Origin of the sequence: Chengkuizengella axinellae, from assembly GCF_030730905.1 — a bacterium.
Lineage (GTDB): Bacteria > Bacillota > Bacilli > Paenibacillales > KCTC-33759 > Chengkuizengella > Chengkuizengella axinellae.
Window position 1 is genome coordinate 40,335 of record NZ_JAVAMP010000021.1, and the last position, 13,946, is coordinate 54,280.

The 13,946-nt window shown below is 36.6% G+C and carries 15 protein-coding genes; all 15 read left to right on the top strand.

Annotated elements, in window-relative coordinates; all coding sequences use genetic code 11:
* Nucleotides 1-39: 39 nt before the first annotated feature.
* The 15 genes from nadB to lysS all read left to right on the top strand — a co-directional run bounded on the left by nadB (nucleotide 40) and on the right by lysS (nucleotide 13,629).
* Nucleotides 40-1,650, top strand: a complete 1,611-nt coding sequence (nadB, locus tag Q5Y73_RS22980; protein WP_305994263.1) for an L-aspartate oxidase — start codon at nucleotides 40-42, stop codon at nucleotides 1,648-1,650.
* Nucleotides 1,643-2,506: a carboxylating nicotinate-nucleotide diphosphorylase gene (gene nadC / locus Q5Y73_RS22985; RefSeq protein ID WP_305994280.1), complete on the top strand. Its 864-nt coding sequence runs from the start codon at nucleotides 1,643-1,645 to the stop codon at nucleotides 2,504-2,506. Before nadB ends, nadC begins: the two co-directional genes overlap by 8 nt.
* On the top strand, nucleotides 2,503-3,276 hold the full coding sequence (locus tag Q5Y73_RS22990) for a type III pantothenate kinase (protein ID WP_305994264.1): 774 nt from the start codon (nucleotides 2,503-2,505) through the stop codon (nucleotides 3,274-3,276). Before nadC ends, Q5Y73_RS22990 begins: the two co-directional genes overlap by 4 nt.
* Before the next feature lie 5 nt (nucleotides 3,277-3,281).
* The gene (hslO, locus tag Q5Y73_RS22995; RefSeq protein WP_371320265.1) at nucleotides 3,282-4,166 is read left to right on the top strand and encodes an Hsp33 family molecular chaperone HslO; all 885 of its coding nucleotides are present in this window, start codon (nucleotides 3,282-3,284) and stop codon (nucleotides 4,164-4,166) included.
* Between the two features lie 108 nt (nucleotides 4,167-4,274).
* Entirely contained in the window at nucleotides 4,275-5,210 is a 936-nt protein-coding gene (gene cysK / locus Q5Y73_RS23000; protein WP_305994266.1) for a cysteine synthase A, read from the top strand.
* 163 nt (nucleotides 5,211-5,373) lie between these two features.
* A complete protein-coding gene (locus tag Q5Y73_RS23005) occupies nucleotides 5,374-6,915 on the top strand; it encodes an anthranilate synthase component I family protein (protein WP_305994267.1) in 1,542 nt (513 codons plus the stop codon).
* A gap of 14 nt (nucleotides 6,916-6,929) precedes the next feature.
* Entirely contained in the window at nucleotides 6,930-7,517 is a 588-nt protein-coding gene (gene pabA, locus Q5Y73_RS23010) for an aminodeoxychorismate/anthranilate synthase component II (RefSeq protein WP_305994268.1), read from the top strand.
* Nucleotides 7,514-8,392 (top strand): aminodeoxychorismate lyase, encoded by an 879-nt coding sequence (gene pabC / locus Q5Y73_RS23015; RefSeq protein WP_305994269.1) that lies wholly within the window; start codon nucleotides 7,514-7,516, stop codon nucleotides 8,390-8,392. Before pabA ends, pabC begins: the two co-directional genes overlap by 4 nt.
* Nucleotides 8,389-9,252: a dihydropteroate synthase gene (folP, locus tag Q5Y73_RS23020; protein ID WP_371320266.1), complete on the top strand. Its 864-nt coding sequence runs from the start codon at nucleotides 8,389-8,391 to the stop codon at nucleotides 9,250-9,252. The genes pabC and folP overlap by 4 nt, the downstream gene beginning before the upstream one ends.
* A 14-nt stretch (nucleotides 9,253-9,266) precedes the next feature.
* Entirely contained in the window at nucleotides 9,267-9,629 is a 363-nt protein-coding gene (folB, locus tag Q5Y73_RS23025; RefSeq protein ID WP_305994270.1) for a dihydroneopterin aldolase, read from the top strand.
* A 2-nt stretch (nucleotides 9,630-9,631) separates the two neighbouring features.
* Complete coding sequence (gene folK, locus Q5Y73_RS23030; RefSeq protein WP_305994271.1) at nucleotides 9,632-10,171, top strand: 2-amino-4-hydroxy-6-hydroxymethyldihydropteridine diphosphokinase; 540 nt, start codon at nucleotides 9,632-9,634, stop codon at nucleotides 10,169-10,171.
* Nucleotides 10,123-10,329 (top strand): helix-turn-helix domain-containing protein, encoded by a 207-nt coding sequence (locus Q5Y73_RS23035; protein WP_305994272.1) that lies wholly within the window; start codon nucleotides 10,123-10,125, stop codon nucleotides 10,327-10,329. Before folK ends, Q5Y73_RS23035 begins: the two co-directional genes overlap by 49 nt.
* A 19-nt stretch (nucleotides 10,330-10,348) precedes the next feature.
* Nucleotides 10,349-11,359: a tRNA dihydrouridine synthase DusB gene (dusB, locus tag Q5Y73_RS23040; RefSeq protein WP_305994273.1), complete on the top strand. Its 1,011-nt coding sequence runs from the start codon at nucleotides 10,349-10,351 to the stop codon at nucleotides 11,357-11,359.
* A gap of 204 nt (nucleotides 11,360-11,563) precedes the next feature.
* Nucleotides 11,564-12,040 (top strand): transcription elongation factor GreA, encoded by a 477-nt coding sequence (gene greA, locus Q5Y73_RS23045; RefSeq protein ID WP_305994274.1) that lies wholly within the window; start codon nucleotides 11,564-11,566, stop codon nucleotides 12,038-12,040.
* 101 nt (nucleotides 12,041-12,141) lie between these two features.
* Nucleotides 12,142-13,629, top strand: coding sequence for a lysine--tRNA ligase (lysS, locus tag Q5Y73_RS23050; RefSeq protein ID WP_305994275.1), 1,488 nt, complete (start codon nucleotides 12,142-12,144; stop codon nucleotides 13,627-13,629).
* The last annotated feature ends 317 nt before the right edge of the window (nucleotides 13,630-13,946 follow it).

Genomic DNA, 13,946 nt, shown 5'->3' on the forward strand with positions numbered 1-13,946 from the left:
TTATGCGTTAATCTATATGAAAAGAACAGGTGATAAAAATTGATACCTCAATATTTAGTTGATTTTTCTTTAAAAGAATTGCCACAAATACATACAGATGTGATCGTGATTGGCTCGGGTATTGCTGGTTTATTCACAGCAATAAAGGCAAGCAAAGAGAATGATGTTATCATGATTACGAAAAAAACATTATTAGACAGTAACACTCGTTATGCACAAGGTGGAATTGCAGCTGTGATGACAGAGAAGGACTCCCCGGCTTATCACAGACAAGACACTTTAATTGCAGGTGCAGGTTTATGTGCTGTAGATTCAGTTAATGTTCTTGTACACGAAGGACCAGATGGTGTAAAGGACTTAATGAGATTAGGAACTCAGTTTGATGAAGAAGATGGAGAAATTGCTCTAACTAAAGAAGGAGCTCACAGTAGAAGACGTATATTGCATGCACACGGAGATGCTACAGGTGCAGAAATTGTTCGAGCTTTATCCGAACAGGTCAGAGATAGGGATAATATCGAGATGTGGGATGACCATTTTGTAATTGACTTAATTACGAATGATGGTGAATGCTGCGGTGCCCTTGTTCAAAAACCAGATGGTGAGCGTGTTTTTATTCAAGGCAAAGCAGTTGTTTTGTGCACTGGCGGTTCAGGACAACTATATAGATATACTACAAACCCAACTATTGCAACTGGGGATGGGGTGGCAATGGCTTACAGAGCTGGTGCGCTCATAAAAGACATGGAGTTTATTCAATTTCATCCAACTGCCTTGTATTATCCTGGAGCTCCACGTTTTTTAATTTCTGAAGCAGTTAGGGGAGAAGGAGCTGTTTTAAGGAATATTAAAGGAGATCGTTTTATGGATCAATATCATGCACAACTTGAGCTGGCACCGCGTGATGTAGTTGCTAGAGCGATCGTGAGTGAAATGGCAAAAACAAATTCTACATTTGTATATTTAGATATTTCCCATGAATCTCCTGATTTAATTAAACATCGATTCCCTACAATTTACCAATTTTGTTTAGACTATGGGTTGGATTTAACGGTAGATTGGATTCCAGTAGCCCCAGCAGCGCACTATATGATGGGTGGAGTGAAGACAGATCTAAATGGTGAAACCTCGGTTAAAAGATTGTTTGCTTGTGGTGAAGTCTCATCGACAGGTGTACATGGAGCCAACCGTTTAGCAAGTAATTCTTTATCTGAGGCCATTGTTTTTGGAAGAAGAATAGTAAATCAAATTAATTGTCTGTGTCCTTTAACAAACACGCAAAATATTGAAGTAACGATTGAACGGAAACAAAATACACAGGCTATGGTGGAAAGACGATTGAAGTTGCAAAAGATCATGTTGAGATATGTAGGTTTAAAAAGATCTTTAAAAGGAATTGAAAAAGGGATTATAGAATTAAAACGTCAATTGCCTATCTTTGAAACACAACTTACCAAGTTGGAGGAATTTGAGTTTGTAAATTTACTGACTTGTGCCATGCTGACGGCTGAAGGGGCAAAAATAAGAGAAGAAAGCCGTGGGGCACACTATAGGGAAGATTTTCCTGAAAGAGATGAGATCGTTTGGCGAAAGCATATACTGCATCATCGTGACCTAGGTATAGTGGAGGAGTGTATTGAAAATGATTGAAGGAAGTATGGATAGAATAAAGGAGAATATAGAAGCATGGCTTAAAGAGGATATTGGTACTGGTGATGTGACAAGCATTTCCACCATTCCAGCAGAACATCAATCCATTGGGTATATTCATGCTAAAGAAATGGGAATGTTGGCTGGTTTGCCAATCGCGAAACTTGTCTTTGAAATTGTAGATCCCAATATTATTTTTAGTGAACAAGCTGTTGAAGGATCCATATTGAATAAAGGCGACACTATAGCAACAGTAGAAGGGAACACAAGAAACATCTTGATAGGCGAAAGATTGGCGCTTAACCTAATGCAGCGACTGTCTGGGATAGCAACTAAAACCAATCAGTATGTAAAAGAATTAAACAACATTCCTGTTAAAGTTGTAGATACAAGAAAAACAACTCCAGGGCATCGAGTTTTAGAAAAATATGCAGTTAAAGTGGGTGGGGGCTTCAACCACCGTATGGGTTTATACGATGCTGTCATGATTAAAGACAATCATATTAAGGCAACAGGTAGTATTAAAAAGGCGATTGAAGCAGCTAGAAATCAGGTTCCGCATACGATGAAAATTGAAGTTGAGATTGAGAAAATGACTGAAATAGAGGAAGCATTGGCAGCGGACATTATTCTGTTAGATAATATGTCTATAGATACACTGACTGCATGTGTAAATCAAATTAAAGCTAAATCTCCACACATTATTTTAGAAGCTTCTGGAGGTATTACGCTTGAAACAATTCGAGGAGTGGCTTTAACAGGAGTAGACGTCATCTCCGTAGGCGGATTAACAACTTCTGTGAAAAATTTAGATATCAGCTTAGATTTAAATGAAAAGAAGGTGATTGTCCAGTGATATTTGTGATTGATGTTGGAAACACCAATATTGTATTGGGGTTATTTGAGGATAAAAAATTGCTTCATCATTGGAGATTGAGCACCAATCGTTCGGCAACTGCTGATGAATACGGTATTATGGTACATAATTTATTTTCTCATGCTCATATTCATAAGGAACAAATCGAAGGTATTATCATCTCATCTGTTGTTCCTCCTTTAATGCACGTACTGGAAACTTTATGTACAAAATATTTGAATAAAGCCCCGCTTATTGTTGGTCCTGGCATTAAAACAGGGTTAAACATCCGATATGAAAACCCTAGAGAGGTTGGTGCAGATCGGATAGTAAATGCCGTTGCAGGAATTGAGTTGTACGGTGCGCCCCTTATCATTGTTGATTTTGGAACAGCAACTACCTTTGATTATATTGATGAAAAATCGCAATATATAGGAGGACTCATTGCTCCAGGGATAGGAATATCTACTGAGGCCTTGTATCAAAAGGCAGCTAAACTACCTAGAATTGAGTTAGTTAAACCTAAACATGTTGTTGGGCGAAATATGGTGACCTCTATGCAAGCTGGTATCGTTTTTGGTTATGCTGGACAAGTTGATGGAATAGTGGAGAGAATTCAAGAGGAATTTAGCACTAAACCAAATATTATTGCTACTGGTGGCTTGGCTGAATTAATATCCAATGAATCGAAAACGATCCGATCTATCAATTCTTTATTGACTCTAGAGGGCTTGCGCATTATTTATGAACGTAATCAAACATCATCTTAGGAGGAATGAACATAATGAATGATTATCTAATTCGTGGCACAGCTATGGACGGTAAAGTACGTGCATTTGCTGTGAATACTACTGAACTTGTAGAAGAGATACGACAAAGACAAGAGTCTTGGCCCACTGCTACGGCGGCATTAGGAAGAGCTGCTACTGTAGGAGTCATTATGGGTGCAATGTTAAAAAACGAAGAAAAATTAACGATTCAAATTAAGGGGAATGGCCCTATGGGTCAAATCGTTGTGGATGCAAATGCTCATGGAGAAGTGCGTGCTTATGCAGACCATCCCCAAGTTCAAATGCCAAGCAATGCTCAAAACAAACTTGATGTAGCCGGTGCTGTTGGAAGAGAAGGCAGCATTTTTGTAACTAAGGATTTAGGGATGAAGGAGCCATATAGAGGCAGTATTCCTATAATATCTGGAGAATTAGGTGAGGATTTCACTTATTATTTTGCTAAGTCAGAACAAACTCCTTCAGCTGTTTCTGTAGGTGTACTAGTGGAAAAAGAAATGTCTGTTAAAGTAGCTGGTGGGTTTGTTATTCAATTGCTCCCAGGGTTAAGTGACGATGAAATTACTGAGATTGAGCAAAAGCTAGGTCAAATAAAACCTATGACAGAATTGTTGGAAGAGAATAAATCATTAGAGCAAATTTTGCAAGAAATCCTTCCCTCAGTTCAAATTTTGGATCAAATGGATGTAAAATTTAAATGTCATTGCAGCAGGGAAAAAGTGGAAGGGACATTAGTCAGTCTAGGTGAAGAAGAGCTAAATAAAATAATAGAAGAAGATCAGCAAGCAGAGGTCGTTTGTCACTTTTGCAATGAGAAATACCAATTTAATGGAGAAGAATTGAAAAAATTAGTTTCAAAAAACTTTAGTTGATATTGACATTTACAAAGTGAATTGGTACTATTATCTTATAAAACCCACTAATTTAGTCGGAAATAACATTTTAAATATAAATATTTATAAAAACCGGGAGGGACTACAATGTCTAAAATTGTAAATAATATTACAGAAGTAATCGGGAACACGCCTTTAGTTCGTTTAAACCGAGTTGTTCCTGAAGATAGTGCAGAAGTATATGTAAAGTTAGAATTCCAAAACCCAGGAGCGAGTGTAAAGGATCGTATTGCAATCAATATGATTGAATCTGCTGAAAAAGAAGGGAAATTAAAAGCAGGGGATACAATTATTGAACCAACAAGTGGAAACACGGGTATTGGTTTAGCAATGGTAGCAGCAGCAAAGGGATATAAAGCAATCCTTGTGATGCCTGAAACAATGAGTATGGAAAGACGTAATTTATTGCGTGCTTATGGAGCTGAATTAGTTCTTACTCCTGGACCAGAAGGAATGAAAGGCGCGATCAAACGTGCTGAAGAAATTCAAGCTGAGAATCCAAACTACTTTATGCCACAGCAGTTTAACAACCAAGCTAATGTTGAAGTTCATATTGAAACAACAGGTCCAGAAATTGTAGAAGCTATTAATTCTCTAGATGGTCAATTGGATGCATTTATTTCTGGTATTGGAACTGGCGGAACGATTACAGGTGCTGGTCAAGTATTGAAGGAAAACTTCTCAGATGTAAAAGTATTTGCTGTTGAACCGGCAGCTTCACCAATTCTTTCTGGCGGTAAACCAGGACCTCACAAAATCCAAGGAATTGGAGCAGGCTTTGTTCCAGAAATTTTAAACACAGATATTTTTGATGAAGTGATTACTGTAGAAAATGAGCAAGCGTTTGAAACTTCTCGTGAAGTAGCTAAAGCTGAAGGTATCCTAGGTGGTATTTCTTCTGGAGCAGCGATTTTTGCAGCGCTTCAAGTTGCTAAAAAACTTGGAAAAGGAAAAAGAGTTGTAGCGGTTGTTCCAAGTAATGGGGAGCGTTACCTAAGCACACCTCTATACCAATTTGAATAAGTGAATTGAAATTGTTATATCATTTCTTTTATCTCTGATATTATAAAATTACTTTAACAAAAATGAGTCCTTCACAAGAAGGACTTTTTATTTTTATTTAATTCAGATATACTTAAGTATCATTATGAGTTAAATAAAATGAACAAACTCGGGGGGATTAGACGTGATTTTAACCTCTTTAGAGCAATGGAAACAGTGGAAAAGCGAATATACGATGCTTCCCTATGTACAAGCGTTTCCTTTAGCAAACATCGAAGTGTTATCTTGGGAAAAAGCTTGGGAGAGTTCTTCAGATTATGCTTTTGTATTAGAAAGCGGTAAAACAGGGAATTATACCTTCTTAGGTTTACGTCCTTTTTCAACTATATACGGTAAAGATCAAAAAGGTGTCATTTCAGATCAAAACAATAAAACAATCCATGTCCAAGGAAAGCCTTTAGATTTAGTGAAAAATTGGATGAAGGATTATGTTTCTCCTAAAGTAAAGGATGCACCTAAATTTATAGGCGGTTGTGTTGGTTATTGGAGTTATGATGTAATTCGGTCTATTGAAAAAATACCAAATCTATCAGAAGAAGACCTAGAACTTCCAGATTATTATTTTATGATGATGGACGAATTATGGATTATAGATCAAAAGAATGAATGTTTGTATTGCGCAGTTCACACTCCAATATCAACATCTTTTGTTAATGAGGACATCCTCCGAACTATTTATCAAAATGCTTCAGAAAAAGTTCAACAGATGAAAAAAGTCTGGGACGATATCATTACAAGTCAAGAAAATGAACCTGCCAAACAAAGAAAAGAGATCTATGCAGCATCAGTTGGAGAAGAGCAGCTCCATATTGATGTTGAGTCTATTGCCGGAGTTGAGAAGGCTTTTGCAAAAAAAGACTACATGGATGCAGTAAAGAGAATTCAAGAGTATATTGCTCAAGGTGATATCTTTCAAGTGAATTTATCTCTACGGCAAAGCAGGAGGATTAACAGTTCACCTGAAGAACTTTATGAGTGGCTGCGTATTTTAAATCCTTCACCATATATGAGTTATATGAAATGTCCTGAGTTTCATCTTGTTTCTGCTTCTCCAGAATTATTAGTTAAAGTTGAGGACGGCATTGTCAGTACAAGACCCATTGCTGGGACAAGACGCAGAGGAATAACAGATTCGGAAGACAAAAAACTTGCTGAAGAATTAATTATGAATGAAAAAGAACGTGCAGAGCATGTTATGTTAGTGGATTTAGAAAGAAATGATCTTGGTCGAATTTCTACATTTGGCACGGTTAAAGTGAAAGATTTTATGGAGATAGAATACTATTCACATGTCATGCATCTTGTTTCAGAGGTTCAAGGAAAGTTAGCAGAAGGCAAGGATACCTATGATGTTATAGCGGCAACTTTTCCAGGAGGAACGATCACTGGTGCTCCTAAGATTCGGACGATGGAGATCATTGAAGAATTAGAACCTGTAAGAAGAGGTCCTTATACAGGTTCTATAGGCTGGATTGACTATAACGGGAATATGGAATTTAATATTATTATACGTACACTTGTTGTTAAAGATCAGATCGGATACATTCAGGCTGGGGCTGGAATTGTCATCGATTCTGACCCGTACAGAGAATATAAGGAAAGTTTAAATAAAGCCAAAGCATTATGGAAAGCGATACAATACAGTGAATTAATTCATCAGGTGTAAAGGAGGTTTGTAAAGTGATACTTGTTATTGATAACTATGATTCTTTCACTTACAATTTGGTGCAGTATTTGGGTGAGATTGGACAAGAGGTGGTAGTTCATCGGAATGATGAAATTGAACTTTCAAAAATAGAGGAAATGCAGCCAGATCATATTTTGATTTCCCCAGGTCCTTGTACTCCTAATGAAGCGGGTATCAGTTTAAGTTTAATTGATCGTTTTAAAGGTGAAATTCCTATAATGGGAGTATGTTTAGGTCATCAAGCGATTGGACAAGTTTTTGGAGGAGATGTCGTTAGAGCTGAAAAGCTTATGCACGGGAAAGCCTCATCTATTTTTCATGACGGTAAAACGATCTTTGAGAACATTCCATCACCATATACCGCCACTAGATACCATTCATTGATCGTTCGTAGAGATACACTTCCAGATTGCCTGGAAATAAGTGCGGAGACAGAAGCAGGAGAAATCATGGGATTAAGACACAAAGAATACAATATCGAAGGTGTTCAGTTTCATCCAGAGTCTATCATTACAGATCATGGTCTACAATTGTTAAGAAATTTTATTTCCCATACCAATGCAAAGAGAGAACAGAAATGAAAGTTAGTATAAATGGAAAAATTGTAGATGAGAAAGAGGCCGTGATATCTATATTTGATCACGGTTTTCTTTACGGTATGGGGTTGTTTGAGACGTTTCGTACTTATAATGGAAACCCGTTTTTACTTGAAGAACATCTGAGAAGATTGAAAGAAAGCTGTAGTATGATTGGTTTGAAATGGGAATATGATAAAAAACGTGTTTTACAACAAATAAAAGTGCTGCTTATGAGCAACAATTTGAAAGAAGGATATATACGTTATACAGTTACCGCCGGAGTAGGTCATGTAGGTTTGCCTGTGAATTCTTATGATACATACAATGAGATTATATATGTAAAATCCCTTTCTGCACCTAACGACAATTTATATGAAAATGGTAAAGCAATTCAGCTATTAAACATACCCCGGAATACACCTGAGTCTGGCATTCGTTTGAAATCGCTTCATTATATGAATAATATCCTAGGAAAAAAAGAAATCAATGAAACTGCGCAAGATAAAACGGCAGAAGGTTTATTTTTAACCTCAGAAGGTTTTTTAGCAGAAGGAATAGTAAGTAATCTCTTTTTCGTTAAGGATCAAGTTTCATATACCCCGTCCATCGATACAGGGATTTTACCTGGAGTAACAAGAGCAAACATAATATCAAAGCTAAGAAAGTTAGGTATAGAGGTTATAGAGGGTCATTTTAAATGGGAAGATCTGATTTCAGCTGATGAGATATTCATCACCAATTCTATTCAAGAAATTGTTCCCATTACTACGTTGTATGATTTGAATGGGAATGAGATCAAAGTAGGTTCAGGACAAGCAGGGTCCAAAACTAAAGAATGGATTAAAGACTACAGAATGGCTACAGGAGGATACGAATGAGGCAAAATCAATTTATATCAAGATCTAAACCTATTGCTGCCCGTCGTTTAAAATGTGGCAAAAGCTTCATAACGATTGGTGAAAAAACGTTAATCATGGGTATCTTAAACGTAACTCCTGATTCGTTTTCAGACGGAGGAAAATATGTTGATAAGGAAACAGCAGTAACAAGAGCTTTAAAGATGATAGAAGAAGGAGCGGATATCATTGATGTGGGTGGAGAATCTACAAGGCCAGGTGCTGAGACGGTCCCTTTAGAAGAAGAACTTCAGCGAGTGATTCCAATCATAGAAGCGCTTAAAGAAGCCGTTAAGGTTCCTATTTCAATAGATACTTATAAAGCAGAGGTTGCTAAGCAAGCTTTAAAAGCTGGGGCGCATATTGTAAATGATGTGTGGGGATTAAAAAAAGATCGGAATATGGCATCCGTCATTGCCGAATATCAGTGCCCTGTTGTAATCATGCACAATCGAATACAAAAGGGATATCATCATTTCATTCAAGATGTCATATCAGATTTACAGGAAAGTATAAACATTGCTCATCAAGCTGGAATAAATAATGAGCAGATCATTTTGGATCCAGGAATTGGTTTTGCGAAAACCCCTGATGAGAACTTGATATTAATGAATTATCTCAGTGATGTCGTTGCAATGGGATATCCTGTCCTGCTCGGAACATCTAGAAAATCCATGATACGCAATGTCCTTGAGTTGCCGGCTAATGATGTCATAGAGGGAACGGCAGCTACAGTTGTTTATGGCATGATGCAAGGTTGCCAAATCGTACGTGTTCATGATATTAAAGCAATGAAAAGAATCACTGCTATGACAGATGCTATGTTATCAAAGACGGAGTAAAGGAGCTGTAAATATTGGATAAAATCATAATGGAAAAAATGGAATTTTACGGGTACCATGGTGTTTTCCCTGAAGAAAGAAAATTAGGACAAAAATTTACTGTAGATACTGTTCTGTACCTTCCTTTAGCATCTGCTGGGAAAAGTGACGATTTAAATGAAACCATTAATTATGCTGAAGTATATGAGGTTATAAAAAAAATCATGGAGCAGCAATCTTATGAACTTATTGAAACCTTAGCAGAAAAGATTGCATCCACTCTGTTGAAAACTTATACTAAGATCAATGAAATCACGGTTAAGGTGACAAAGCCTAATCCGCCTTTTGATATTCATTTTTCAGGTGTTGCTGTAGAAATTCATCGAAAGAGTGTGTAAATATGATTGAAAATATTAAAAAAAGCATTGCATACATAGGATTAGGTTCAAATATAGGCGAGCGAGAAAGCTATTTGAAAAATGCAGTAGAACTATTAAACCATAGTAATACAAAAGTAAAGAGTTGTTCAAATATATATGAAACAGATCCTGTTGGGTATACAGATCAGGACGCTTTTTTAAATATGGTAGTAGAAATTGAAACAACTTATTCACCTGAAGCACTGCTGCATCAGTTAGCTGAAATTGAAAAGTCTTTATTGAGGCAAAGAGAAATACACTGGGGGCCGAGAACAATAGACTTGGATTTATTATTGTTTGAAGATATTCAATTAAATACGGATAAACTTATTATTCCTCATCCGCGTATGAATGAAAGGTTGTTTGTTTTAATTCCATTATTGGATGTCATTCAAGATGAAAAAAGGGAAAGCATCCAAAGCAGAGTAGCAAGATTATTAGAGGTTGAAGGTCAAGAAGAAGGAGTAAGGATTTGGAAAAGAACCGAGTGGCTCAGCGAATTAGAGCTTTTAGAAAATTAAAGGGATATACACAAAATGAACTAGCACTAAAAATGGGCATTTCGATAAGTAAACTAGGTTCAATTGAACGAGGCTCAGTTAAACCTGATGAAAAAACAATCCAATTGATTTCAGAAACACTTAATATTGATCCTGCAGAATTAAAAAATCAAGATTGAATTGAAAGGAATAAAAGTCATGTTGCAAATAGGGAATATTCAAACTAAAAACAATGTGGTGCTAGCTCCAATGGCTGGGGTATGTAATCCCGCATTTCGATTAATAGCAAAAGAGTTCGGATGTGGGTTGGTTTGTGCCGAGATGGTTAGCGATAAGGCTATATTACATGGAAACGAAAGAACTATGCAGATGTTGTTTGTAGATGAAAGAGAAAAGCCACTTAGCTTGCAGATATTCGGTGGAGATAAACATTCACTGGTTGAAGCTGCAAAAGTAGTGGATCAAAACACGAATGCAGATATTATAGACATTAATATGGGGTGTCCAGTTCCCAAAATTACAAAGTGTGATGCTGGTGCAAAGTGGCTTTTAGACCCATCGAAAATAGAGGAAATGGTTTCTGCTGTAGTCGATGCTGTTTCCAAACCCGTGACTGTGAAGATGAGAATGGGTTGGGATGATGAGCATATTTATGCTGTGAAAAATGCGCAAGCAGTAGAACATGCAGGTGGAAAAGCTGTAGCAGTTCACGGCCGTACAAGACAGCAGTTGTATACTGGTAAAGCAAATTGGGATATTATTAAAGAGGTTAAACAATCTGTAAATATCCCTGTCATTGGAAACGGAGATGTATTTACTCCCGAAGATGCAAAACAATTACTTGACTATACTGGATGTGATGGGGTTATGATCGGAAGAGCAGCTTTGGGTAATCCATGGATGCTTTATCGAACAATCGAGTATTTAACGAATGGTGAACTGCTGCCTGAACCTGAATTAAAAGAAAAAATGCGGATTGCCATGCTGCATTTGGATCGTTTAGTTGATCTAAAGGGTGAGAATGTGGCGGTAAGGGAAATGCGTAAACATATGGCTTGGTATTTAAAAGGTTTGCGTGGCTCTGCTAAGGTCAAAGATCAAATTATGACGGAGACAACAAGAGACGGTATGGAGAGTATTTTACACAATTTTGTTGATTTTCAAGAGCAAAGAAGTGAAAATGCAGACAATTCTGTTGCAATTCATTAGAATTCTTAATAAAGAACAATCCGTTTATTGACATTTGCACATCGTTGCAATATAATCAACCATTAGAATTGATAAGTAACACCTTAGTTAAAGAGTCATCATGAATCTGTCATCATGGTCTGAAACTTTAATATATTAAAATAGAGCAATTCATATTTGTGGAGCTGCAGATATGGAAATACTTAAATGACAGGAGATTTCAGTATGTCTGAAAAAGAAGTAATTCTAACCCCGGATGGTTTGAAAAAGCTTGAGGACGAATTAGAAAATTTAAAATCCGTAAAACGTAGAGAAGTTGCAGAAAGAATTAAAGTAGCTATCGGATACGGTGATATTAGTGAGAACTCAGAATATGAGGACGCGAAGAACGAGCAGGCTTTTATTGAGGGTCGCGTTATTACATTGGAAAAAATGCTTCGTAATGCACGTATTATCAACAACGATGAAGTAGGTACTGATAAAGTAAATATCGGTTCTCGTGTAGTTTTAAAGGATATTGAGTTTGGTGATGAGGTTGAATATTCAATCGTTGGTACAGCAGAATCTGATCCATCTCAAAATAAAATTTCCAATGAAAGCCCTGTAGGAAAAGCTATACTTGGTAAAGAAAAAGGATCTGTTGTTGATGTAAATGTACCTGCTGGCGTGATTCAATATGAAATCATTGATATCATGAAATAGTTTATTATTCGTTATATCTCATTTACAAAATAGCTTCCGACAATTGCTTCCTCTGGAAGCTTTTTTGTTTAATTAGTGAAACTAAAGGAGTGGAGTTTTAAGTGAGCCAGGAATTAGAACTAAATGAGTTACTACAGATACGACGCAATAAATTAGATGAGCTTAGAGGATTAGGAATAGATCCATTTGGTGCAAAGTTTGAACGTACGCATACATCAAATGAAATTATTTCTGAATATTCTGAGTATTCAAAAGAGGATTTACAAGAAAAAAATATAGAAGTCATCATTGCAGGTCGTATCATGCAAAAACGTGGTATGGGTAAAGCGGGTTTTGCTCATATTCAAGATATTTCAGGAAAAATCCAGATTTATGTTCGTAAAGACACAGTGGATGAAAAACAGTTTGAAGCTTATAAAATGTTGGATATAGGGGATATCGTTGGTGTAAAGGGTTATGTTTTTAAAACCAAAACAGGAGAGACATCTGTTAAAGCAACGGAAGTTACTGTTCTTTCCAAATCCCTGTACCCATTACCCGAAAAATTTCACGGATTGAAAGATGTGGAATTAAGATATCGTCAAAGATATGTTGATTTAATTATGAATCAGGATGTCCAAGACACATTTATTTTACGCTCAAAAATCATTCAATCTATACGCGAATATTTAAACCAAAAAGAATTTTTAGAAGTGGAAACTCCTACACTCCATACCATCGCAGGAGGAGCCTCAGCGCGTCCTTTTATTACGCACCATAATGCACTGGACATGCAGTTGTATATGAGAATTGCGATTGAGCTGCATTTGAAGAGATTGATTGTAGGTGGTATGGAAAAAGTCTATGAAATAGGACGAGTATATCGAAATGAAGGGATTTCTACTCGTCATAACCCTGAGTTTACTATGCTTGAACTTTATGAGGCTTATGCAAACTTTGAAGATATAATGGAACTTACTGAAAATGTGATAGGATATGTTGCTGAACAAGTTTTAGGAACAAAAGTAGTGGATTATCAAGGAACCAAGGTTGATCTAGGTTCTCCTTGGAAACGAGTCTCGATGGTAGATGCGATTAAAGATGTGGTAGGTATAGATTTCAGTGTGCAGATGACAGATGAAGAAGCACATCAGCTTGCTAAAGAGCACAATGTAAAAGTAGAGCCTACTATGACATTTGGACATATCGTAAATGAATTTTTTGAAACGTTTGTAGAGGAAACTTTAATTCAGCCTACGTTTATTTACGGGCATCCTTTGGCGATTTCACCTCTAGCGAAAAAGAATGAAGAGGATCCTAGATTTACAGATCGTTTCGAATTGTTTATTGTTGCAAGAGAACATGCTAATGCATTCACAGAATTAAATGACCCTATTGATCAAAGAGAAAGATTTGAAGCTCAGTTAAAAGAGCGTGAACAAGGAAATGATGAGGCTCATATGATGGATGATGATTTTGTACGAGCTTTAGAATATGGAATGCCACCTACTGGTGGTTTGGGAATTGGAATTGATAGACTAGTTATGTTGCTGACCAATTCACCTTCAATACGTGACGTATTGTTATTTCCAACGATGAAAGATAAGTAAATAATATACCCAAAAAAGTGAGGCAAATGCTTCGATGAGTAGTCCTATTACTTTTTCGGGGCCCGGATTTAATACCCTAAAAAGTGAAGCGGAACAGGAAAGCAATCATCGAATACTTTTCGGGGACACCGATTTTAAAACGAATAAACAACCAAAAATATCTAGTTTTTAGTATAAAATGTTTCCGCTAAATAGTGGAAACATTTTTTTAAAAAAAGTACTTGCATTATCCAAAGTGATCATGTTATATTATTAAAGTCGCCGATGAGACAGACGACAAAAACAAAACAAAATGCTTGTCATATAGAGCATTGGAA

What these genes read in the sequence shown, in the direction of transcription:
- pabC (WP_305994269.1), top strand. Translation starts at nt 7,514, where the DNA reads ATGAAAGTTAGTATAAATGGAAAAATTGTAGATGAGAAAGAGGCCGTG.
- cysK (WP_305994266.1), top strand. Translation starts at nt 4,275, where the DNA reads ATGTCTAAAATTGTAAATAATATTACAGAAGTAATCGGGAACACGCCT.
- hslO (WP_371320265.1), top strand. Translation starts at nt 3,282, where the DNA reads ATGAACATAATGAATGATTATCTAATTCGTGGCACAGCTATGGACGGT.
- nadC (WP_305994280.1), top strand. Translation starts at nt 1,643, where the DNA reads ATGATTGAAGGAAGTATGGATAGAATAAAGGAGAATATAGAAGCATGG.
- dusB (WP_305994273.1), top strand. Translation starts at nt 10,349, where the DNA reads ATGTTGCAAATAGGGAATATTCAAACTAAAAACAATGTGGTGCTAGCT.
- folK (WP_305994271.1), top strand. Translation starts at nt 9,632, where the DNA reads ATGATTGAAAATATTAAAAAAAGCATTGCATACATAGGATTAGGTTCA.
- folP (WP_371320266.1), top strand. Translation starts at nt 8,389, where the DNA reads ATGAGGCAAAATCAATTTATATCAAGATCTAAACCTATTGCTGCCCGT.
- greA (WP_305994274.1), top strand. Translation starts at nt 11,564, where the DNA reads ATGTCTGAAAAAGAAGTAATTCTAACCCCGGATGGTTTGAAAAAGCTT.